The organism is Bradyrhizobium sp. Ken51 (assembly GCF_055807435.1).
In genome coordinates, this window is sequence record NZ_JBVVPB010000001.1 from 280,770 (window position 1) to 300,560 (window position 19,791).

Genomic DNA, 19,791 nt, shown 5'->3' on the forward strand with positions numbered 1-19,791 from the left:
GCGATGCTTGGGCATGTCGCCTCACGGGGAGATCGCACATCCCCGAGCCCCAAATAAAAACCCGAAGGTGGGAGCTGTCAACGGGCGCGTGCATCGGCCTGCCCACCGGAGCCGCGGGCGACCGTCACAAAGAGTTCACCGCTCCGCGGAACCGCGCCAGCCACGTCTTGAAACTCGCGAACGGGCTCGCTAGTGTCCTTTGCGTGGGGACAAAGCAGACTCCCCGTGAGGCCTCGGTCCAAGCTCTGCGCAGCACGCCATTCGTGGAGCTTGCGCATGGACACCGAACGACACCCTTCTCACCAACACACCGTCGCTATCCTCTCACGCGGAGACGCTGCCGCGCGCCGGGATGCGACGGCGCAAAACAGCCGCTTCGTCCGCGTCTTCGAAGCACTCGCCGCCGTCGGTATCGAGGCGCGCCCGGCGATCTACGACGAAAACTTCGCCGAGGACGTCCGTGAACAATTGCTCGCGACGGACGGCGTGCTCGTCTGGGTCGATCCGATCCACCAGGGCAAGACGCGTGTCGAGCTCGATCCCCTGCTTCGCGACGTTGCGGCGCGGGGACCGTGGGTGAGCGCGCATCCGGACGTCATTCTCAAGATGGGCACCAAGGAGGTACTCTATCGTACCCGCTCGATGGGGTGGGGATGCGACACGGCTTTATATCAAACCGCCGAGGCCATGCGCGCCGAGTTGCCGACATGGCTCGCCACCGGTCCGCGCGTGATCAAGCGCAACCGCGGCAACGGCGGCCAAGGCGTGTGGAAGGTCGAGAAGCTACCGACTTCCCCGATGATAAAGGTGCTGGATGCGACCAAAGATGGCTCCGAGGAACTGACGCTGGATAGTTTTCTCGGTCGCTGCGCCGAATATTTCGAAAATGGCAGCGTGGTCGATCAGCCATTCCAGCCACGCTTGAGCGAAGGCGTGGTGCGCTGCTATATGTCGGGCAATCGCTGTGCCGGCTTCGGCTATCACAAAGTCAAAGCCCTGGTCGACTCGCCGGCCGCCCGTTCCGAGGCGGGACCGCGCCTCTACACCTCGAACGCAGACCCGCGCTTCCAGCGGCTGCGTCGATTGATGGAAGATGAGTGGACCCCGGGAATGATGAAGACACTGGAGATCGACGAAGGCTCGCTCCCGGTCATCTGGGACGCGGACTTCCTGTATGGTCCGAAAGACACGACTGGGGCCGACACCTACGTCCTGTGCGAGATCAACGCGAGTTCATGCTTCGCGATACCCGAGGAGGCCCCGGCAGCGATCGCGCGGACGGTGAAGCAGCGGCTTACGCAGACGCAAAGAGCGAGTTCGGCCAAATGAACCGCCGGCGGGCGCATAGCGTCATCCCGCGCTGCGGCTCGGAGACGGTTGCGCCCGCGCCCACAGCAGCGCCAACGGCCCCAGCGCGATTCCGGCCGCAAGAACGCTGAACGCCAGCAGCCAGCCGGTCGCGCTCTGCGGGCCGCCGGCTGCGTCGAGCGCGGCGCCGGTGCCCCAGGCACCGACAGCCGACAGGCCGAAGCCGACCGTCGAATGCAGGGCCAGGGTCGCGCCGCGATGTTCGGACACAGCCGCGGCGGACATGCCGGCGGTCAACGCGCCCGAATCCGCCGGCACTGTCAGGCCATAGACGAGCAGCAGCAGCGCGAGCACCCATGCCGGTGCCGTCGCGTTGAGGCCGATGACCAGCGCGACGCAGGCCGACGCGATCATCACGACCGTGATCGCGCGATGGCGCCCGAATTTCAGCGCGGCCTCGTTGCCGAGGATGCTGGCCGGCATCGAGATCACCGCAAAGCAGAAGCTCAACACGACGGGGCTCAACCATGACGGCGCGCCTTGGTGGGCGACGACGAAGGTCCAGAAGCCGACCAGCCAGGTGCGGATGCCGTAGAGCTCGAAGCAATGGGCGCCGTAGCCGAAGATGTATCCGAGCGCCTCGCGATTGGCGAAGACGGGCGCGAAGTTCAGGAGACGTCCCGCCTTCGGAGCGGGCCGCTGTGCCTGCATCAGAAGGCACGCGACGACCATTGCGATAGGACCGAAGCCGGTGACAAGGAAAGCCGTCCGCCATCCCCAGCGGTCGGCGATCACTTGCGCGACCAGGAACGAGAGGCCGACGCCGACCGAGAAGCTCGACGTGTACAGCGTGACGGCGCGGGAGGTGTCGCCGGCGGGCAGCCGGTCCGTCAGCGCCTTCAGGCCCGGCATGTAGGCGCCGGCAAATCCAAGCCCTGCCAGGGACCAGATCGCGGTCGCGGACCAAAACCCTTGCGCGAAGATTCCGAACGCGGCGGTCGCCAGTCCGCTGACGATCGAGCCCCAGAGCAGGACGAGCCGTGCGTCGATCCGGTCGGTCAACGTCGTCAGCAACGGCACGGCGAGCATGTAGCCGAACGCGTAACCGCTCGCCATCAAGCCGCCTTCGGCCGCCGACAGTCCCCACGCCGGCATCAGATACTGCGCCAAATTCGCGGACAGCGTCACATGCGGCAGCAGATTGCCGACCTGGCCGATGCACATCACCGCGATCAGGGACCGGCCGCTCAGGTTACGAATGCTGTCCTCCCGCCCCCGGGCTGAAACGGCGCACCAACCACAATGGGCATCTCTCCGCCTTCACCTGCAAGAACCAGCTTCATGAACAACCGCACCCCGAAGCGCCGGCCTTCTTCGCCGCTTCGTCGGCGGCGCAACACGCCGTCGGTTCCTGCTTTGCCGGCCCACCGCAACATCCCGATCCGGCTTCAGTGGACTCGACGCCACCGCGCGTGCAGACGCCGGTCTCCGGCAGCACGAGCTCCACCCTTGCGGCGGCTTTCTTGTCGCCGGCGAGATCGGCCGCAATCGAGCGCACCTGCTCATACCCTGTCATCATGAGAAAGGTCGGGGCGCGGCCATACGACTTCATGCCCGCCATGTAGAAGCCCGGCTCATCGTGCGAGAGCTCGCGCGCGCCGTGCGGGCGCACTGTGCCGCAGCTATGCTCGTTGGGATCGATCAGCGGCGCCAGCGCGACCGGCGCCTCGATGGCGGGATCGAGCCGCAGGCGCAATTCGGACAGGAACGAAAAGTCGGGACGAAAGCCCGTCGAGACGATCAGCTCGTCCACGATCACGCTTCGTCCGCCGCAACCCGAGCCGGCCGCGATCTCGAGGCGGTCTTCGGAGTCCGAGAGACGCGTGACTCCGAATTCGGCTTCGACCTTGATCTTCCCGGTGGCAACGAGCGCAGCGAACGCGCTGCCGAGCTCTCCGCGCGCAGCGAGCTTGTCATTCCGGCCGCCGCCAAACGCCTTGGCGGGATCGGCGCCGCGCAACAGCCAGATCGCTTGCGTCCCCGGCGCCTCATCCGCGAGATGCACGAGATCGATCAGCGTGCCCACCGCGGAGTGGCCAGCGCCGAGCACCGCAACTGTCTTCCCGGCATATCTGGCGCGACCGGCACCACGGACATCGGACATGCCGTAGGCGATGTGGCCGGCGCATTCGTGTTCACCGATCGCGGGCAGACCATTCCCTCCGGCGGGATTGGGAGAGAACCATGTGCCTGACGTATCGATCACGGCATCGGCGCGCAGCACTTCAAGACCTTTGCCGTTCTGGTAGCGGATTTTGAAAGGCGCCTGCTCGCGCCCTTTCGTCTTCGCCTTGTCGAAGCCGACGCGGCTGATGGCCGTGACACGGCTGGATGCCCGGATCGCCTCGCGCAGCGGCGTTCGCGTCGCAAGCGGCGTCATATATCGATCGAGCAGTTCGCCGGCGGTCGGATAAGAGCTCGGGTCCGGCGAATTCCATCCCGTCGGCGCCAGCAGGCGCGCGGCGGCCTTGTCAACGTTGTATTCCCACGGCGAGAAGAGCTGGACCTGCTGCCACTGGCGCACCGCGTGCCCCGCTTCGGATCCTGCCTCCAAAACGATGGGCGACATGCCACGCTCCAGGACGTGCGCAGCTGCTGCGAGGCCGACAGGGCCCGCCCCGATGATGGCTACCGTCTTTGCGTCGCTCATGCCGTTACTCCCATCATTCTAGGACCATCGAATAACTTGACCCGAAAAAATGATCAGGCCGCCGTTTGCGTGTCCTTGCATCCGACCTCGTCGGCACAGCACTCCGCCGCCAGGAAATCGACCAGGCCGCGCATCGCGTCGAAGTTCGCGTGGCAGATCAGCGTCGTTGATTCCCGGACCTGACTGACGAGCCCGACCGAGACCAGCGTCTTGATGTGATGCGACAGCGTCGACGCCGGAATCTTCAGCTTGTCCTGCAGGCGGCCGACGGCCATGCCCTTGTGCCCAGCCCGCACCAGGGCACGATAGATCTGGAGTCGCGTCCGGTTGCCCAGGGCTTCAAGGCGTGCTGCTGCGTCATCGATCTTCATGGCGGGCATGCTGCGCCAGCTGACGTCTAAGTGTCACCATATTTCTAGAATATTCGAAATATGTTCGCCCATTGTTAAAAATTCCGGATTGACGGCGTCGCCATAATTCCATAAGTCTGGATATATGGAAACCGAAGAAGCCGTTCTGGCACTCGCCGCCTTGGCCCAGGCGACCCGTCTGGAGGCCTTCCGGACGCTGGTCCGGCACGAGCCCGACGGGCTTGCGGCCGGCGATCTCGCACGGCTGTTGGAGGTCCCTCAGAATACGCTCTCGGCGCATTTGTCGATCCTGACGCGCGCGCGGCTCGTCACCTCCGAGCGGCGCAGTCGTTCGATCGTCTACCGCGCCAATCTCAGCGAGTTTCGAGACGTGGCAGTTTTCCTGCTGCGGGATTGCTGCGAAGGGCGGCCGGAAGTTTGCGCGCCGGTCGTCGAGAGCCTCCAAGCCTGCTGCTCTCCGAGACGAAAGGAGCGGAGCCGTGCCTGATCAGTTCGATCTTCCGCGCCGCCTCGCGGCCGAAGCGCTCGGCACAGGCATTCTCGTCGCCACGGTGGTCGGCTCCGGCATCATGGCGGAGACGCTGACCAAGGATGTCGCGCTTGCGCTTCTCTGCAACACGTTGCCGACCGGCGCCATTCTGGTCGTCCTGATCACCGTGCTCGGTCCGATCTCCGGCGCACACTTCAATCCGGCGGTTACCCTCGTCTTCACCGGCAAGCGCGAGCTGCCGGTGAACGACGCCGCACTTTACGTCGTCGCGCAGATCGCCGGCGGCATCGCGGGAACGATCGCGGCGCATCTGATGTTCGGACTGTCGCTGATCGATCTCTCGACGAAGATGCGAACCGGAGGACCGCAATGGTTCGCCGAAGCCGTCGCCGCCTTCGGTCTGGTTGCGACGATCCTGGCTGGTATCCGTTTCCAGCGGACTGCGGTGCCTTGGCTGGTGGGCCTTTACATTACCGCGGCCTACTGGTTCACGGCCTCGACCTCATTCGCCAATCCGGCGGTGGCCATCGCAAGGTCGCTGACGAATACGTTCGCGGGCATTCGTCCCGCCGACCTGCCCGGCTTCATCCTCGCTGAACTCTGCGGAGCCTTTGCAGCCATGCTGTTGATGAACTGGCTGCTCGGACGCCCCCAGGCGCGAGGCCCCGTCCCAATCGCGGAGACCACCCGATGAGCGTCACGATCTATCACAACCCTGCCTGCGGCACCTCGCGCAACACGCTGGCGATGATCCGGCAGAGCGGCGTCGAGCCCGTCGTCGTCGAGTATCTGAAGACGCCGCCATCCCGCGAAAGGCTGGTCGAGCTCGTCAAGGCCCTGGGCATCTCCGTTCGCGCGCTGCTGCGCGAGAAAGGCACCCCCTACAAGGAGTTCGGCCTCGACGACCCCAAATGGTCCGACGACGAGCTGATCGACCAGATGCTCGCGCACCCCATCCTGATCAACCGCCCGATCGTGGTGACGCCCAAGGGCACACGCTTGTGCCGGCCCTCGGAAGCGGTCATCGATCTCCTGGACCAGCCCGTCGGCCGGTTCGTGAAGGAGGATGGCGAGGTGGTCGAGGCGCGATAGGCTTACGGGGCGCCTGTGTTGCCTCGGATCAGATCTTCGGGATCTTTGCCCGCTCCACCACGCCGGTCCATTTGCTGATCTCGGTCTCGATCAGCTTCTTCATCTCCTCCGGCGAGCTGCCGCGGACCTCGCCGCCGACGGCGGTCTCCAGACGTTGCTTGAGGTCGGGATCCCTAAGAGCGTCCAACGTCGCCGCATTGAGTGCGACCATTATGGCGGGCGGCGTTCCCTTCGGGGCCAGCAGGCCGGCCCAGGTGCGCACGTCATATCCCTTGATCCCGGCTTCCTGAACCGTCGGCACGTCAGGCAACAATGCGGTGCGCGTCGGCGAGGTCACCGCCAGGCCGCGGATCGCACCGCCTTGAATTTGCGCGGCGAGCAGGACCGGCGTGCCGACGATCACCGGAACCTCTCCGCCGAGCAGCGCGGTGACGGATTGGGAATCGCCGCGATAGGGCACGTGCACGATCTCGACACCGGCGGCTGCATTCAACAGCTCTCCTGCAAGATGGTGCGTGCTGCCGAAACCGACCGATCCGAAGCTGAGCGCACCGGGCTTCTGCTTTGCCATGGCGACGAGTTCGCCCAGCGATTTTGCCGGATAATCGCTCCGCACGGCAATGACGAGCGCGTAATAGACCAGCGTCGAGATCATCTCGAAACTCTCGGCCGGCTGGTAGGCGAGGCTCTTGTAGGTCGCCGCGGAAATGGCGTGAGCGCCGGTGACGAGCCCGATCGTGTAGCCGTCGGGCGCCGCTTTCGCGATGGCATCGGCGGCGATGTTGCCGCCGGCGCCAGGCTTGGCCTCAACGATGATCGGCTGCCCGAGCTTCTTGGAGAGCCCGTCGGCGATGATGCGCGACAGCGTGTCGGCCGCGCCGCCGGCGGCAAATCCATGCAGCAGCCGGATCGGACGCGACGGATAATTGTCCGCCGAAGCCGAAGTGGTTGCGAGACAACCGCCAAACAGAAAAATCGCCGCAGCAAGCCGCTTCATCCTTCGCATGGATGCGTCCTCCCTTTGATTGTTATGTCTTGGCCGCGACGAGCCGGCGTTGTTCAAGTCGAGTTTGAGTCCGCTAGCGGGCGAACTCCGTGCATTCAGGCGATGGCGGCATGCCCCAGACGTCGCGCGGCAGGCCGACCCAGACTTTTGGCCGCTGCGGTCGATCGCGATGCCAGGGACGCGGCTCGAAATAGCCGAGCTCTTCGTCGGTCATGCGGTCGAGGTCGTGGAACAGCTCGACCAGATGTCCGTCGGGATTGCGGTGGTAAATCGCCGTGTTGTGGCCGGGGCCGTGACGTACCGGTCCCCAGAGCACGGGGAGCTTGTGCCGGGCGAGATGGTCGCACGCCTGCTGCATGTGGGTCGGCCCCCGCAGCTCGAACGCAACATGATGCAGGCCGCGGCCGGGCGCGCGCGCGAAGTTCAGCGTGTGATGCTCATAGCCGCTGCGCATGAAGACGAAGCGGTCCTCGATCCAGTCGGAGACTCGCAGGCCCATGGCGTTGGCGTAGAACTCCGAGGCCGCGCGCGGATCGGGCGTGCGAAGGGCGACATGGCCGAGCTTGGTGACGGCAAGCGCACCGATCCGTTCCTGCGCGGGCGTCGGCGTCCAGCCCTGGATCAACTCGAAGCGCGTGCCTTCGGGATCGCGAACAACAGCAGCCTGGAAACGCCAGGCAGCGGATCGCTCTGAAGTTCGGGCCGCAGATCGGCCTGCTTCAGCGCGGCGCCGAGCGCCTCGATCTGGACATCAGGCGATATCTCGAAGGCGATGCTCGTCAGCGCCGCGTCGCCGGGTTCGATCACCAGCGAAAGCTGCTCGGCATCGTTGGCGAGAAAGATGCGGTTGCCGTCGCGGCCGACGAGGCCAAGACCGATCACGGCGCGGTAATAGTCGAGCAACCGCTCGGGATCGGGCGAGGCAAAGCTCGCGTGCCGGAGCCGGGTGAAGCGTGCAATGGGTGCTTGTGTCGTCATCGTGCGATCCACCCCCTCATGGCGTCATGATGATCTTGCCGAGCGCGGAGCCCTGCTCGAGCAGCGTGTGGGCCTGCCTGACCTCGTCGAGCTTCAGGACCGCCGAGATCGCCGGCTTGATCGCGTTGCGGCTGAGCGCCTCGATCACGTTGCGCATGAGCGCGCGACGCCCGTCGCGATCGTGGTCGTAGATATGGAAGGAGAAGCAGCGTATCGCCGGGCAGATGTCGAGATGGTCGCGCATCGCCGCCATCAGGTTTTCTTCCGGCAATCCGGCGAAAGCGTTGTACGACAGCAGCGTCCCCCATTTGCCGAGCGCGCCGAGATAGCCGGTGAACTCGGGCCCACAGACGTGATCGAGCACGAGTCCGACGCCCTCGCCATTGGTCAGCTCGCGGGTCCGCGCCACCACGTCTTCGCGGCGGTAGTAGATGACATGATCGGCGCGGTTGCTCCGCGCGAATGCGGCCTTCTCGTCGGTGGAGACCGTACCGATGACATTCATCTGTGCGAGCTTGGCGAGCTGCACCAGCGCGGTGCCGACACCACCGGCAGCCCCGATCACCAGCACGCTCGCGGGTGCGCGCGGATGGCGGCACTCGTGCAGCAGCGCGTAGGCGACCTGGTAGTTCGACAGACACACGGCCGCTTGCAGATCGACATTGTCGGGCAGCAGATGAATGGCGTCCGCGGGAGCGACCACATAGTCGGCGTAGCAGCCGCCGCGCTGCGACAGGTCGCGTGCGCTCAGCAGCACCTTCTGGCCGATCGCAAGGCCCTCGATGCCGGGCCCGAGCGCGGCAATGCGGCCGGCGACGTCGTTGCCGGGATTGGCCGGCAGCGGCGGCATCCATTTGTAGACGCCACGCCGGATCAGCACATCGGGTTGCCCCACCCCGAACGCTTCGGCCCGGATTTGCACCTGGCCGGGTCCGGGCACAGGCACCGGAAGCTCGACCAGTTCGAGTGCATCCGGACCACCCGGCTGACGCACCAGCACCGCTCTCATGATGTCACACGCCTCCCAAGCCGTATTTTCGAAAATCATATCCTTTACGAAAATTATTGCAAGATGGTCTTTGGCGCGGCATGTTGAGCTATCGATTCAATGACAGAAACGATGTCCGACAGCGCCATTCGCCCCCGCAAGGAATTCGGCAAGACCATCGCCGCCGACGTCACCCATCGGCTGCGCGAGGAGATCATTGCCTGCGGCCTGGCGCCGGGCGAGCCGCTGCGATTCGACGTCCTGCGCGAACGATTCGGCGTAAGTTTCACCACGCTGCGCGAGGCACTGACGGCGCTTACCGCCGAGGGCCTGGTCGACGCGCAGGAGCAGCGCGGATTTCGCGTGGCCCCCGTCAGCCGGCAGGATCTGGTGGAGGTCACCGATGCGCGGGTCCTGATCGAGGTGGAATTGATCCGCCGTGCCATCAAGCGGGGCAACGACGATTGGGAAATCGCCGTCATCTCGACACTGCACAGATTGAAGCGGATCGAGCAGCGCGATCCCGAACATCCGCTGCGTGATCCCGAATGGAACATCGCCCACCGCCAATTCCACCAGGCATTGGTGTCAGCCTGCGGCTCCGCGACACTCCTCGCCATTCGCGCCGAGCTGTTCGACCGCGCCGAGCGTTATCGGCATCTGTCGGCCAATTTCCGGCCGCGTCCGCGCGACAAGGCCGGCGAGCACCAGGCGATCATGCAGGCCGCGATCTCGCGCAATCCTGACCTCGCGGTGCAGCTGATCGAGACGCACATCCGCTCGACTGCCGACAACGTGGCAACATACGCCGCGCACCTGCTCGATACCGAATAGGCTGCACCGTCTTTTTATTGGGGTGGGCTTGCGCCTCCACCTATTTTCGAAAATAATGCAAAAGATCGAAAATGCCAACCTTTGGGGCGAAAGCATGAAACTACTGTCGTTCTTGGACGGAACTCGGGAAAGTTGGGGCGCCGTTGTCGAAAATGGTGTCGTGGATCTCGGTCGCGCCCTGCCCCAATACCCTGTTCTCGCGGACTTCCTCGGCAGCGACGACTATGCGCGGCGCGAGGCCATCGTTGCCGGGCACAAGCCCACGATGGCGCTGAGCGACATCAAATATCTGCCGGTGATCCCGCGTCCGGAGAAGATCGTCTGCGCCGTGCGGAATTATCTCGACCACCACAACGAAGCCGTGGCGTTCGGGATGAAGCGCGAGATCACGGAATTTCCGCCGATCTTCCTCCGGGTCTGGCGCTCCCAGGTCGCGCACAACGCGCCGGTGATCCGGCCGAAGGTCTCGGACAATTTCGACTGGGAGGGCGAGCTTGCCGTCGTCATCGGCAAGGGTGGCCGTCACATCAACCAGGCCGACGCCTGGAATCACGTGGCGGGCTACTCGATCTACAACGACGTCAGCGTGCGCGACTGGCAGCGTCACGCCCAGCAGATCGCCTCCGGCAAGAACTTCGTCGGCACCGGCCCGTTCGGTCCTTGGCTAGTGACGCCGGACGAGATCGGCGATCCCACCAAGCTGAAGCTCGAGACGCGCGTCAACGGCGCGGTGGTGCAGTCGTCCGACACCTCGATGCTGATCTTCTCGATCCCGCGGCTGATCGAGTACAGCTCGACCATCTTCGACCTCGTCCCCGGCGACGTCATCGCCACCGGCACGCCGGCCGGCGTCGGCTTCACCCGCAAGCCGCCGGTCTTCCTCAAGCCCGGCGACGTGGTCGAGGTCGAGATCGAGAACATCGGCGTGCTGCGCAATCCCGTCGTCGACGAAGCATAGAGCCAGCGCATGTCGTCCCAAGACGCGACCCATGATATCCGCAAGAGCGCGCTCAGCGTCGAGACCATCTGGCACGAGCGCGGCCCCCGCCTGGAGAAGCCGCTGCTGGTCGGAACGGCCGTCGCGGTGATCCGCAATCCGTTCGCCGGCCGCTTCGAACCCGACCTGATGCCGTTTCAGGCGTCCTTGCGCGAGCTCGGGCGCGAGCTCGCGACACGGCTGATCGCGCAGCTCGGCGGTGCCGCGCAGATCGAGGCCTATGGCAAGGGCATCATCGTCGGCGGGGACGGCGAGCTCGAGCACGGCGCGGTCTGGCACGAGGCCGGCGGCCAGGGCATGCGCGAGGTGCTCGGTCAGCCCAAGGCGATCGTTCCGGCGGCGAAGACCATCGGCGGTCCGGGCACGCGGCTCATGGTTCCGCTCGGGCACATTCACGCCGCCTATGTCCGCAGCCATTTCGGCACCGCGGAGATGACGCTGTGGGATTCACCGCGGCGCGACGAGATCGCCTTCGGGCTCGTGATGGCGACCGGCGGCCGACCTCACGCGCGCATCGGGGGCCTCGCGGCATCCGCGATCTCCGTGCACGACGGACAGCGCTGAAAGGCGCGGATGTGCTGAAGAATTTTGTGGAAAGCCGCAGAAGCAGCGCGCCAAACCCGACGCAATCAAGCGCCGGCGCGCAGCCGTGAGATGATCAACCCTTCGAGACGACCGCGCGACCGTAGGGCGGCTGGGCCGCGACCGGCGGGTTAGCGGTCTGGGCGGCGAGTTCGCCGATCAGGCGGTCGGCATCGGCGGCCATGCCGTCGGGCGCCTGGATCACCAGCCGCTCCAGACCCCAGCGATAGGACGAGACGCGCTGCTCGAGGCACTGCTGCACCCACTGGATGATCAGCGAATTCTCCTGCATGCGCTCGACCGCGTCCTCCTTCTCCTTCGGCGAGAGGGAGGAGACACGCGCCATGCTGGCGTTGCGCTTCTTGTCGAGGTCGATGACGCGGATCGCGGAGGCGAAGAACGGCTCGAAGCGGGTGATGTCGTTGCGCACGTCCTCGATCAGCTGCGCATAGCGCGAGGAGTGCGAACGGTGCGGCTCGTCGATCAGCGTGCGTCCGTACATGGTGCGGTCGAACACGATCTTTTGCCGCCAGGGCGAGGGCAGCGCCTTGTAGTCGCCGAACACGCTCTTCCAGGCGGGCCGCGACAGCGGCGGCTCGATCAGCGGATAGGCGAGGTCGCGAAGCTGGCGCTCCTCGTCGGTGAGCTGGAATTGGGATGGCTTCAGGCCGATGCTGGAGGTGACTTCCGCGCCCAGCCAGCGATGCATGTCGTCGCTGCGCATGTCGGCGCGGGTCCGGCCGAAATCGCCGCCGCTACAGGCGGCAAGCGTCGCGCCCAGCACTGCGAGCATGATGGCCGTTACGACGGGCCGGATCTGGCGGAGGTTCTCCGGCATTGCAAAGGCCGAAGGCTAACGGCGACGACGACGGCGCCCCGGCGCTGTGCCCTGCTCCGGCCCGTGATCGCCGCTGGTTTCGTCGCTCTCGCGCTCGATGCGGATCACGGGAAGGATCAAAATCGTGCCCATGTCCGCGCGCGGAGCCACGTCCCCCGACGCGCTCACCCGGCGACCGGCCGGAAATTCGATGATGGTCCCCATATCAGCTCTCTTCAATTGCCGCGCGACCCGGCGCGCCTCTGCAACATGGGATCATTAAGATCAGTTCATGGTTAACGGGGTGTAAACGTGCCGGCGGAACCGTAACCGCACGGGTAGGACCCGCCGTCCCGTTGCGGCACGAGAACGCTTCAAAGCAAGCGTTCGGCTTCACGCCTCGTTTTCCTTAACGAGCCTTTAAAGGAGCCCGCGATAGGCTGACGGCGAGTATCTCTTCCAGGTCGCGTATCTCTCCATGACCAAGTCGTTGTTTCCAGGATTCGACGGGCTGATGACCCTCTCCCGTCGCGAAGGCGTCGATGTCCGTCCGACGCTGCTGCGCGTGCTGACCGACCTCTATGTCCAGTCGAGCACCCATAGCGATGACGAGCAGCGCCAGTTCGTCGAGCTCGCCACACGGCTGATCGACCAGGTCGACGACGCGACGCGCGCGGCCGTCAAGGCGCGGCTTGCGATCTATCCGTCGACGCCCGTCCCGATCATGCAGAAGCTCGGTCTGTCGGCCGCGCAGGAGGGCCGCAGGGTTCCGCTCGCGCGCGAAATCCCGGCGCCCGCTCCTGCCCCCGCCCTTGCTCCCCCTCCTGCCCCCTTGCCGGCTCGCACGCCAACCGACGCCGAGCTGCGCATGGCCTCGAACATGGCGATGCAGCCAAAGGACGCGGCCGATATCCACGACATGTTCTTCCGCGCCGGCGCCTCCGAGCGCGCGCTGATCCTGCACAATCTGGCGCAGACGCCGCTGAAGGCCGCGCCGCGGATTCCGACAGTCCGCGCCAAGCGCGCGATCCAGATCCTCGAGATGGCGGCGATCGCGGGCGATGTCGAGAATTTCACCTTCGAGCTCGGCGACAGCCTGATCCTGCCCTCGCGCGTCGCAGCCCAGATCGTCGACGATGCAAGCGGCGAAGCGCTCGCGGTCGCCGCGCGCGCACTCGACATGCCGAGCCCCGTGTTCCAGCGCATCCTGCTGTTCTTCAAGCCGGAGATCGGCAACTCCGTGACCGACGTGTACCGGCTGTCGCGGCTTTACGATCGCCTCAGCGACCGCGCGGCGCTGGTGATGCTGGCCGCCTGGCGCGGCTCGACGCTTGCCGTCACCCGTGCAAAGTACCAACCGTCGCTGCACGACAGCGAGCGCCAGCGCGCGCGTGCAGGCGCAAGCCAGACGCGTCCGGGCGTGCAGCCCGGCTCCGCGCCCGCGGTGCGGATCGGCACCAGCGGATCATCGGATCGCTAGAGGCGAGTGCGACCTGATACCGTCGCTTGCTCCACAAGCTCGTCATGCCCGGGCTTGTCCCGGGCATCTACGTTCATCGGTGGCGCAACCAAGATCGTGGATGGCTGGGACAAGCCCGGCCATGACGACGCAACAGCGTCCTGATCAGGTCTTCGCTAATTCGAGAAAATGCCGCCCGGCGCGGTCTTCGGTCTCGACGATCCAGATGTCGGAGTCGAAGCGGATCTCCTTGGTCAGGCGCTCCTCCACCGCGGGCTCCGGCATCGGCTGCGGCGCAAACGGCACGAAGAAGCGATCGACCGGCCGGCCGTCGTCATAAGAGGTCTGCGGCGCGGGCACGTAGAGCATCGCATTGCCGTCGAGCAGCGAAACCTTCACGAACACCGCACCCGCCTCCTCCGCGCCGCGACGGCGCACCGCGCCGAACACGCCCTCGGTCTGGCACCGGCGCAGATAGGCTGAGACCCAGATGTTTGATTTCAAACGCATGGTCGTACGATAAGCCAGTGCTGTAATGAGCACCAGCCTTGAGGCTTCGGTCTCGGCGAAGCGTAACGACTATTCGACGGGGTGGCCGATCGCGGCGCCGAGCTCGCGCAGCAGGCGCTCGGAGAGCTGGCCGGTGACCTGCATCTTGTGCTCGCGCTCGAATTTCTGGATCGCGGACTGGGTCTCGGCGCCCATTGCGCCCGTGATCTTCAAATTGCCGTAGCCATATTCGGACAGCGCGCGCTGCACGCCGGCGATGCGCCGCGCGGCCGGGCTCTGCTGCACGGGGATCGGCGCCGGCGGACGCGCGACGGAGGGCGGCGCCGAAATCGTTTGCTTGACCAGATTGGTCATGGGGTCGCCCGAGCGCGGCGTCGATGCGGTCGCATCGACGGGCCTCTCCGGCGGCTTGTCCGCAGCTCTGGGCTCGGCACGAAACTCCGTCGCTCTCGGCTCGAGCGGCGAGGTATCGGCGCCGACGGGACGCGGACGGGGCAAGGGATTTGACAGCGCCAGGGAGGACGGTGCGGGAAGATTGATCACGGTGCCGAACATCGGCGCCGGATGCCGGCCGGTCTGGAGGAACAGCGCATTGGCAACGATCGCGCCGATGGCGGCAACGGCGACGAGACCGGCCAGCGTATCCTTGGGGCTATGCAGCAGCACGCGCAGCACGAGATTGCGCTCGGTCTCGACATCGATGACCGCAGCCTTGGCGCCACGGCGGCGCGGAGCGGCTTCGTCCTTGGCAGACTTCTTAGGCACTTTTCTTCACCAGAGCGGGTTGGTCCTGAACTTGGTCGTGAGCATGGTCTTGAAGTTCTTGGCGCAGCACCGGCGTCAAGGTCGCGATCTTGTTCTCGCTCGCCTTGCTGTCGGACATCTTGGCCTCAGAACTTTTGGCCTGCGGCGTGTACACGAGCGGCAGCTTGACGGTGACGGCAGTGCCCTCGCCGAGCCTGCTTTGTACTGTCAATTCGCCGAGATGCAACGCCACAAGGCTCTTCACGATCGAAAGTCCGAGGCCGGTGCCTTCGTGACGGCGCTGATAGGTCTTGCCGGCCTGGAAGAACGGCGCGCCGATGCGCTCGAGATCGTCAGGCGCGATGCCGATCCCGGTGTCGCTGACGCGCAGCGCAAGCTGCGAGCCCGAGACCGCGGCTGTGACGGTGACCTGACCGCCGCGCTCGGTGAACTTGACGGCGTTGGCGACGAGGTTGAGCACGATCTGCTTGAAGGCGCGCGGATCGCCGGTCATGACTGGCAGGTCCTGCGGCGCATCGGTGACGAGATCGACGCCGTTCTCCCGCGCCTTCAGCGCCAGCAGATTGCAGCAATGCATCAATGATGCACGCGGCGCGAACGGCTCGGACGCGATCTCGAAATTACCCGATTCCATCTTGGACATGTCCAAGATGCCGTTGACGACCGAGAGCAGATGCTGGCCGGAATCGTTGATGAGCTGGGCGTATTCCCTCCGCTGGGCCGCGCCCAGCATCAAGGTCTGCTCCTGCGTGATCATCTCGGAGAAGCCGATGATGGCGTTGAGCGGCGTGCGCAGCTCATGGCTCATGGTGGCGAGGAAGCGCGTCTTGGCGGCGTCGGCCGCCTCTGCAGCGCTGCGTGCCTCGTCGAACGCCTGTTCCCCGAGCTTGCGGTCGGTGACATCGCGCATCACGGCGACGACATCGGCCTCGCGCGTTACATCGCGGCCCATATCCTGATCGAGCGGGCGGCAGCGCATCTCGACCCAGATGAAATCAACCTGGCCGCGCTCCGAGCCGGCACGCTCCCGGCGCAACCGGAACTCGACGCTGCGCACGTCGCCGCGCGCGGCATCGGACAGCGCCGTCAGATAAGCCGGGCGATCGGCGACATGGACGCGATCGAACAGGCCGTGGCCGAGCAGTTGCGCGACGGGCACGCCGAGCATGGCTTCCACCGCCGGTGAAATGAACTGCACCGCGCCGTTGCGCTGATGCCGCGAGATGACGTCGCTCATATTCCGCGCCAGGAGGCGGTAACGCTCTTCCTCGCGCGACAGCAGCGCAACGCTGGTGCGCGCGAGCGATTCCGCACCGAAGGCAAGGCCCGCGGCATAAAGCGTCGCCGAGGCGACGCCGAACGCCATCAGCACGCCGCGTTCCGCGGCGCTGGTGTCGCCAATCGGCAGCCAGCCGAGCTGGCTGACGAGGATCAGGATGCCGGCGCAGGACAGCGCCAGCAGCGATGCAAAGGCCGCGACGCGGCGCGAGGCCGACAGCGCAGCTTCGAGAGGAATCACGACCAGCCAGATCGCGGCAAATGATTCGATGCCGCCGGTCGTCACCGCAACCGCCATGATCAGGCTTGAGAGCGCCAGCGACGACAGCACATGCGCGCCTTCGTAACGGCCGGTGCGCGACAGGAACCAGGACAGCAGGATCGGCGCAATCAGCCAGGCGAACGCCGCGACCTCGATCGCGCTCGGCGCGCCGCGCATGGCGAGATAGACCGGGAATGCGGCAAAGGCGGCCAGGCTGCCGAGCAGCCGCGGGGCCATGAAGGCACGATGGCGCGCTCGCGTCAGCGCGTCGTAACGCGCGGAGGGATGCAGCAGCGCATCGAGACAATCGCGGATGATACTCAAAACTGTCACGGGTCTCGCGCTTCGGCTCATTCGTCGGGAAGACGCGCCGGAACGCCTCCTTATCGTTGAGCCACCGTGTCAGAGCGACCTTAAACGAACACTAAGGCAGCGCGGCGCGCCGCCGGACACCGCGTCATCGCACGGCTTTTTAGGCGATTTGACGACGTCATCGGCAGGGATGGTGAACACAGGGTTTCACCGTGATCCGCATGGTTTCGAAATGGTGGACGGGTGGCCGGCAGAGTTCGCGGCGCGGACGTCAATCGAAAATTTACGACACCGTCGATTGCTAAGATTCTTGAGTCAATTTTCCGCGAATTAAGCGGAAGGCAATCACTTGCGATTTATCGAGAGTTGCTAGGTCCGACATCCGCGGAGATCGCCGCGGCGGGCTCTAACATACAGGTCGCAAGATGCGCTTTCTGCTTCGCATCACATTCTGGCTCGGGCTGGTGCTGGTGCTCCTGCCGCGGGACAAGACGCCCGAATCGGACAAGCTGCCGCAGATCGGCGCTGCCGACGCGGTGCAGGCTGCGACCGCGGCCGTCTCCGACATGACCCAGTTCTGCAAGCGCCAGCCGGCAGCCTGCGAGGTCGGCGGACAGGCCGCGACCATCATCGGCCAGCGTGCGCAGGACGGCGCGAAGAAGATCTACCAGATCATCAACGACAAGAAAGAGCAGCTCGACAAGACCGACAAGAAGGCGCCCGACCACACCGGCTCGATCGCGCTGGCCGGCGAAGGCGATCTCGCTGCGAGCGAGGCGCCGCGTGACACCCTGTCCCAGGACGACCTCGCGCTGGAATGGCGCGGCCCGGCGCCCGCGACAGCGAATTAGCGCCCAAACCCTATCGATTTCGGCGCTTTGCGTCCCTATATTGGCCTGAACGGGAACTTTGGGCCAGCATGACGACGATCGACGAAATCAGGGATAATTTCGAGCTTCTGGATGAGTGGGACGACCGCTATCGGTACGTCATCGAGCTCGGCCGCACCCTGGAACCGATGTCCGAGGCCGAGCATTCGGCCGAGAACAAGGTGAATGGCTGTGTCAGCCAGGTCTGGCTTCAGAAGCTGATCGATCGTCGCGATGGCGGCGCGCCGATCCTGACATATCGCGGCGACAGCGACGCCCACATCGTGCGCGGGCTGGTCGCGATCGTACTGTCGCTTTACTCCGGCCGCACGCCGCAGGAGATTCTTGCGACCGACGCCATTGCCGTCTTCGACGAGTTCGGCTTTCGCGATCATTTGACGCCGCAGCGCTCCAACGGCCTGCGCTCGATGGTCGAGCGCATCAAGACCGACGCGAAAGAGGCGCTCGCGGCAGCGTCGTAGAAATTCTACTTCCGCTTCCGCTGCTGCTGCCCCAGTCCCATCTGCTTCGCAAGCTGCGAGCGGGCCACCGCATAGTTCGGCGCGACCATGGGATAGTCGGCCGGCAGGCCCCATTTCTCGCGATATTGCTCCGGCGTCATGTTGTACTGGGTGCGCAGATGGCGCTTCAGCGACTTGAAGCGCTTGCCGTCTTCCAGACAGACCAGATAATCGGGCGCGATCGACTTCTTCAGCGAGACCGCCGGCTTCGCCGGCTCAAGCGGCGCCGTCTCGGTGCGGCCTGACGAAACGCGCACCAGCGCGCCATGCACCTGGCTGATCAGGTTCGGAATCTCGGCCGCAGCCGTCGGATTGTTGCTGAGATAGGCCGACACGATGCTCGCCGTCAGCTCAATGAAATTCTTAGCCCCGGTATCCGACATCGGCCCGACCTTTCTCCACTTTGCGTCGCATGGGATTGACGACGCCAAAGTATTCCGTGTCAACAATACGTTCGGCTGAAACGGAACGACTAGGAGTATGGGCCGATTTACTGACGAAGCAACAAGAACGCCAGCGCTTTACTTGGCTGCAGATTCGTCTGCGCCCGCTCTCAAGCGCCCCGCTGGTCGAGGTGGGAGCGCAGCTCGTCGATCGAGGCAAAGCGCATCATCCCCTCCGGCATCTGGGCTTCGATCGAGCCGTCGGAATAGAGCGAATAGGCCATGCCGTCGACGATGCCGGATTTGAGCACGGTCACGGGCGCCTGCTCGGCGGCTGCCGCCGGTTCGGGTGCAGCTGGCGGGGCGGCCTCCGCGAAGGTCGATGGCGAGCGCGGTGGCGGGCGCCGCGCGGCGGGCGGCGGCTCCGGAGACCTCACACGGTCCGGCTTCGGCCAGGCGTCGTCGAAGCTGGCAGGGGGCGTCTCCGGGGCGGCAGGCTCCGCTGAGGGCTCAGCGTGCGGCAGCGGCGGCAAGCCCTCGCCGGTCTTCGCCTCCGCGCGCTCGCGCTCCTTGCGCGAGGTCGAGGCGAACAGCAGGTTGCGCCGGCGCGGCGGTTCCGGAACCTCAGGTGGCGTCGGGGCTTCTGGCGCTGGCGGAGGCTCGACGCGTGGACGCTCCCGCGCGGCTGCTTCGTTCTGCCAGGGCGGCGGTCCTGCGGCCGGCAATGGCGGCGCCGGCTCGATCTTCTCTGCGCCCGGGTCAGGCGCGAGGCCGGGCGTTCCAGGGATCCCGAGACCCGGCAGCACGGGCCTGACCCGAACGTCCGATGGTGCGATTGATCCTGCCAGCCGGCGGGCAATGCCCTTCAGTTCCACGACCACGACGTAGAGGCCGGCCAGTAACAGTCCGGAGCAGACGCCGATGGTTCCGGAGATTATGAGGGTACTGCCGAGACTGAATTCCCTGACGGTGAAGCCAAACAGGATCGCAAGGAGGCCCGCCAAAACGGCGAAAATCCCAGCGATCAACAAAGCCAAGGTCATCGAACTCACCCCCGGCCGCGCATCCACACGCGACACTCGTCACGCCACGATACCGTCATCCGGTGTTCCACGCCAACGTCGAATTATAGCCTGCGTTCCTAAAGGAAAGGAAATCAGAGACTTATTCACATTCCCTTCAGCTACGGCTCGCTACTTTTAAGCTGCTCAGGAGTTGGTCGGATTTGCTGCGCTGCATCAGGAATTAGCCATAATGCC

The 19,791-nt window shown here is 65.3% G+C and carries 24 protein-coding genes; 10 read left to right on the top strand and 14 right to left on the bottom strand.

Annotation, left to right across the window (positions count from 1 at the left end; all coding sequences use genetic code 11):
* Window positions 1-276 precede the first annotated feature (276 nt).
* Complete coding sequence (locus AC0L27_RS01220; RefSeq protein ID WP_354207336.1) at window positions 277-1,329, top strand: Cj0069 family protein; 1,053 nt, start codon at window positions 277-279, stop codon at window positions 1,327-1,329.
* A gap of 21 nt (window positions 1,330-1,350) precedes the next feature.
* Here the strand turns inward: AC0L27_RS01220 and AC0L27_RS01225 are convergent, their stop codons facing one another.
* The 3 genes from AC0L27_RS01225 to AC0L27_RS01235 form a co-directional block, all read right to left on the bottom strand.
* The gene (locus AC0L27_RS01225) at window positions 1,351-2,532 is read right to left on the bottom strand and encodes an MFS transporter (RefSeq protein ID WP_354206803.1); all 1,182 of its coding nucleotides are present in this window, start codon (window positions 2,530-2,532) and stop codon (window positions 1,351-1,353) included.
* 115 nt (window positions 2,533-2,647) lie between these two features.
* Window positions 2,648-4,018, bottom strand: coding sequence for an NAD(P)-binding domain-containing protein (locus tag AC0L27_RS01230; protein WP_473317854.1), 1,371 nt, complete (start codon window positions 4,016-4,018; stop codon window positions 2,648-2,650).
* Between the two features lie 53 nt (window positions 4,019-4,071).
* Window positions 4,072-4,389 carry an ArsR/SmtB family transcription factor gene (locus AC0L27_RS01235; RefSeq protein ID WP_354056201.1) on the bottom strand — a complete coding sequence of 106 codons (318 nt, stop codon included), beginning with the start codon at window positions 4,387-4,389 and terminating at the stop codon, window positions 4,072-4,074.
* A 124-nt stretch (window positions 4,390-4,513) separates the two neighbouring features.
* Between AC0L27_RS01235 and AC0L27_RS01240 the strand changes: the two genes are divergently transcribed.
* From AC0L27_RS01240 to arsC, 3 genes are read left to right on the top strand one after another with little or no spacing between them, the layout of a single operon-like run.
* Window positions 4,514-4,876 (top strand): ArsR/SmtB family transcription factor, encoded by a 363-nt coding sequence (locus AC0L27_RS01240; protein WP_354206809.1) that lies wholly within the window; start codon window positions 4,514-4,516, stop codon window positions 4,874-4,876.
* Window positions 4,869-5,573 carry an MIP/aquaporin family protein gene (locus AC0L27_RS01245; RefSeq protein WP_354206811.1) on the top strand — a complete coding sequence of 235 codons (705 nt, stop codon included), beginning with the start codon at window positions 4,869-4,871 and terminating at the stop codon, window positions 5,571-5,573. The genes AC0L27_RS01240 and AC0L27_RS01245 overlap by 8 nt, the downstream gene beginning before the upstream one ends.
* Entirely contained in the window at window positions 5,570-5,971 is a 402-nt protein-coding gene (arsC, locus tag AC0L27_RS01250) for an arsenate reductase (glutaredoxin) (protein WP_354206813.1), read from the top strand. Before AC0L27_RS01245 ends, arsC begins: the two co-directional genes overlap by 4 nt.
* 28 nt (window positions 5,972-5,999) lie before the next feature.
* Here the strand turns inward: arsC and AC0L27_RS01255 are convergent, their stop codons facing one another.
* From AC0L27_RS01255 to AC0L27_RS01270, 4 genes are all read right to left on the bottom strand, one after another.
* On the bottom strand, window positions 6,000-6,977 hold the full coding sequence (locus AC0L27_RS01255; protein WP_354206815.1) for a tripartite tricarboxylate transporter substrate binding protein: 978 nt from the start codon (window positions 6,975-6,977) through the stop codon (window positions 6,000-6,002).
* A 73-nt stretch (window positions 6,978-7,050) separates the two neighbouring features.
* Window positions 7,051-7,602: a VOC family protein gene (locus AC0L27_RS01260; protein ID WP_473317857.1), complete on the bottom strand. Its 552-nt coding sequence runs from the start codon at window positions 7,600-7,602 to the stop codon at window positions 7,051-7,053.
* The gene (locus AC0L27_RS01265) at window positions 7,599-7,955 is read right to left on the bottom strand and encodes a VOC family protein (RefSeq protein WP_473317858.1); all 357 of its coding nucleotides are present in this window, start codon (window positions 7,953-7,955) and stop codon (window positions 7,599-7,601) included. Before AC0L27_RS01265 ends, AC0L27_RS01260 begins: the two co-directional genes overlap by 4 nt.
* Window positions 7,956-7,971: 16 nt before the next feature.
* Window positions 7,972-8,964 carry a zinc-dependent alcohol dehydrogenase family protein gene (locus AC0L27_RS01270; RefSeq protein WP_354206819.1) on the bottom strand — a complete coding sequence of 331 codons (993 nt, stop codon included), beginning with the start codon at window positions 8,962-8,964 and terminating at the stop codon, window positions 7,972-7,974.
* A gap of 111 nt (window positions 8,965-9,075) precedes the next feature.
* Here AC0L27_RS01270 and AC0L27_RS01275 point away from each other — a divergent pair, with 111 nt between their 5' ends.
* From AC0L27_RS01275 to AC0L27_RS01285, 3 genes are all read left to right on the top strand, one after another.
* On the top strand, window positions 9,076-9,777 hold the full coding sequence (locus AC0L27_RS01275; protein ID WP_354206821.1) for a GntR family transcriptional regulator: 702 nt from the start codon (window positions 9,076-9,078) through the stop codon (window positions 9,775-9,777).
* A gap of 94 nt (window positions 9,778-9,871) precedes the next feature.
* Window positions 9,872-10,735 (top strand): fumarylacetoacetate hydrolase family protein, encoded by an 864-nt coding sequence (locus tag AC0L27_RS01280; protein ID WP_473317860.1) that lies wholly within the window; start codon window positions 9,872-9,874, stop codon window positions 10,733-10,735.
* A gap of 9 nt (window positions 10,736-10,744) precedes the next feature.
* The gene (locus tag AC0L27_RS01285; protein WP_275167772.1) at window positions 10,745-11,338 is read left to right on the top strand and encodes an amino acid synthesis family protein; all 594 of its coding nucleotides are present in this window, start codon (window positions 10,745-10,747) and stop codon (window positions 11,336-11,338) included.
* A 94-nt stretch (window positions 11,339-11,432) separates the two neighbouring features.
* Here AC0L27_RS01285 and AC0L27_RS01290 read toward each other — a convergent pair whose 3' ends face one another.
* Window positions 11,433-12,194, bottom strand: a complete 762-nt coding sequence (locus AC0L27_RS01290; RefSeq protein ID WP_354206826.1) for a hypothetical protein — start codon at window positions 12,192-12,194, stop codon at window positions 11,433-11,435.
* Window positions 12,195-12,209: 15 nt separating this feature from the next.
* Window positions 12,210-12,398, bottom strand: coding sequence for a hypothetical protein (locus AC0L27_RS01295; protein ID WP_027516916.1), 189 nt, complete (start codon window positions 12,396-12,398; stop codon window positions 12,210-12,212).
* Between the two features lie 253 nt (window positions 12,399-12,651).
* On the opposite strand from AC0L27_RS01295, the gene AC0L27_RS01300 reads away from it, so the two are divergent.
* Window positions 12,652-13,653 (top strand): DUF2336 domain-containing protein, encoded by a 1,002-nt coding sequence (locus AC0L27_RS01300; protein WP_354206828.1) that lies wholly within the window; start codon window positions 12,652-12,654, stop codon window positions 13,651-13,653.
* Between the two features lie 144 nt (window positions 13,654-13,797).
* Here the strand turns inward: AC0L27_RS01300 and AC0L27_RS01305 are convergent, their stop codons facing one another.
* From AC0L27_RS01305 to AC0L27_RS01315, 3 genes are all read right to left on the bottom strand, one after another.
* Window positions 13,798-14,142: a DUF1491 family protein gene (locus AC0L27_RS01305; protein WP_275167775.1), complete on the bottom strand. Its 345-nt coding sequence runs from the start codon at window positions 14,140-14,142 to the stop codon at window positions 13,798-13,800.
* A 69-nt stretch (window positions 14,143-14,211) separates the two neighbouring features.
* Window positions 14,212-14,907 (bottom strand): peptidoglycan-binding domain-containing protein, encoded by a 696-nt coding sequence (locus AC0L27_RS01310; RefSeq protein WP_354206830.1) that lies wholly within the window; start codon window positions 14,905-14,907, stop codon window positions 14,212-14,214.
* Window positions 14,900-16,801 carry a PAS domain-containing sensor histidine kinase gene (locus tag AC0L27_RS01315; RefSeq protein ID WP_354206832.1) on the bottom strand — a complete coding sequence of 634 codons (1,902 nt, stop codon included), beginning with the start codon at window positions 16,799-16,801 and terminating at the stop codon, window positions 14,900-14,902. Before AC0L27_RS01315 ends, AC0L27_RS01310 begins: the two co-directional genes overlap by 8 nt.
* A gap of 383 nt (window positions 16,802-17,184) precedes the next feature.
* On the opposite strand from AC0L27_RS01315, the gene AC0L27_RS01320 reads away from it, so the two are divergent.
* Both AC0L27_RS01320 and AC0L27_RS01325 read left to right on the top strand, forming a co-directional pair.
* Entirely contained in the window at window positions 17,185-17,610 is a 426-nt protein-coding gene (locus AC0L27_RS01320) for a DUF5330 domain-containing protein (RefSeq protein WP_354206834.1), read from the top strand.
* Between the two features lie 68 nt (window positions 17,611-17,678).
* Window positions 17,679-18,110, top strand: a complete 432-nt coding sequence (locus tag AC0L27_RS01325) for a SufE family protein (protein WP_275167781.1) — start codon at window positions 17,679-17,681, stop codon at window positions 18,108-18,110.
* 5 nt (window positions 18,111-18,115) lie between these two features.
* On the opposite strand, the gene AC0L27_RS01330 is transcribed toward AC0L27_RS01325, so the two are convergent.
* Both AC0L27_RS01330 and AC0L27_RS01335 read right to left on the bottom strand, forming a co-directional pair.
* On the bottom strand, window positions 18,116-18,532 hold the full coding sequence (locus AC0L27_RS01330) for a Ros/MucR family transcriptional regulator (RefSeq protein ID WP_354206837.1): 417 nt from the start codon (window positions 18,530-18,532) through the stop codon (window positions 18,116-18,118).
* Window positions 18,533-18,702: 170 nt separating this feature from the next.
* On the bottom strand, window positions 18,703-19,575 hold the full coding sequence (locus tag AC0L27_RS01335) for a DUF308 domain-containing protein (protein WP_354206839.1): 873 nt from the start codon (window positions 19,573-19,575) through the stop codon (window positions 18,703-18,705).
* Window positions 19,576-19,791: the final 216 nt, after the last annotated feature.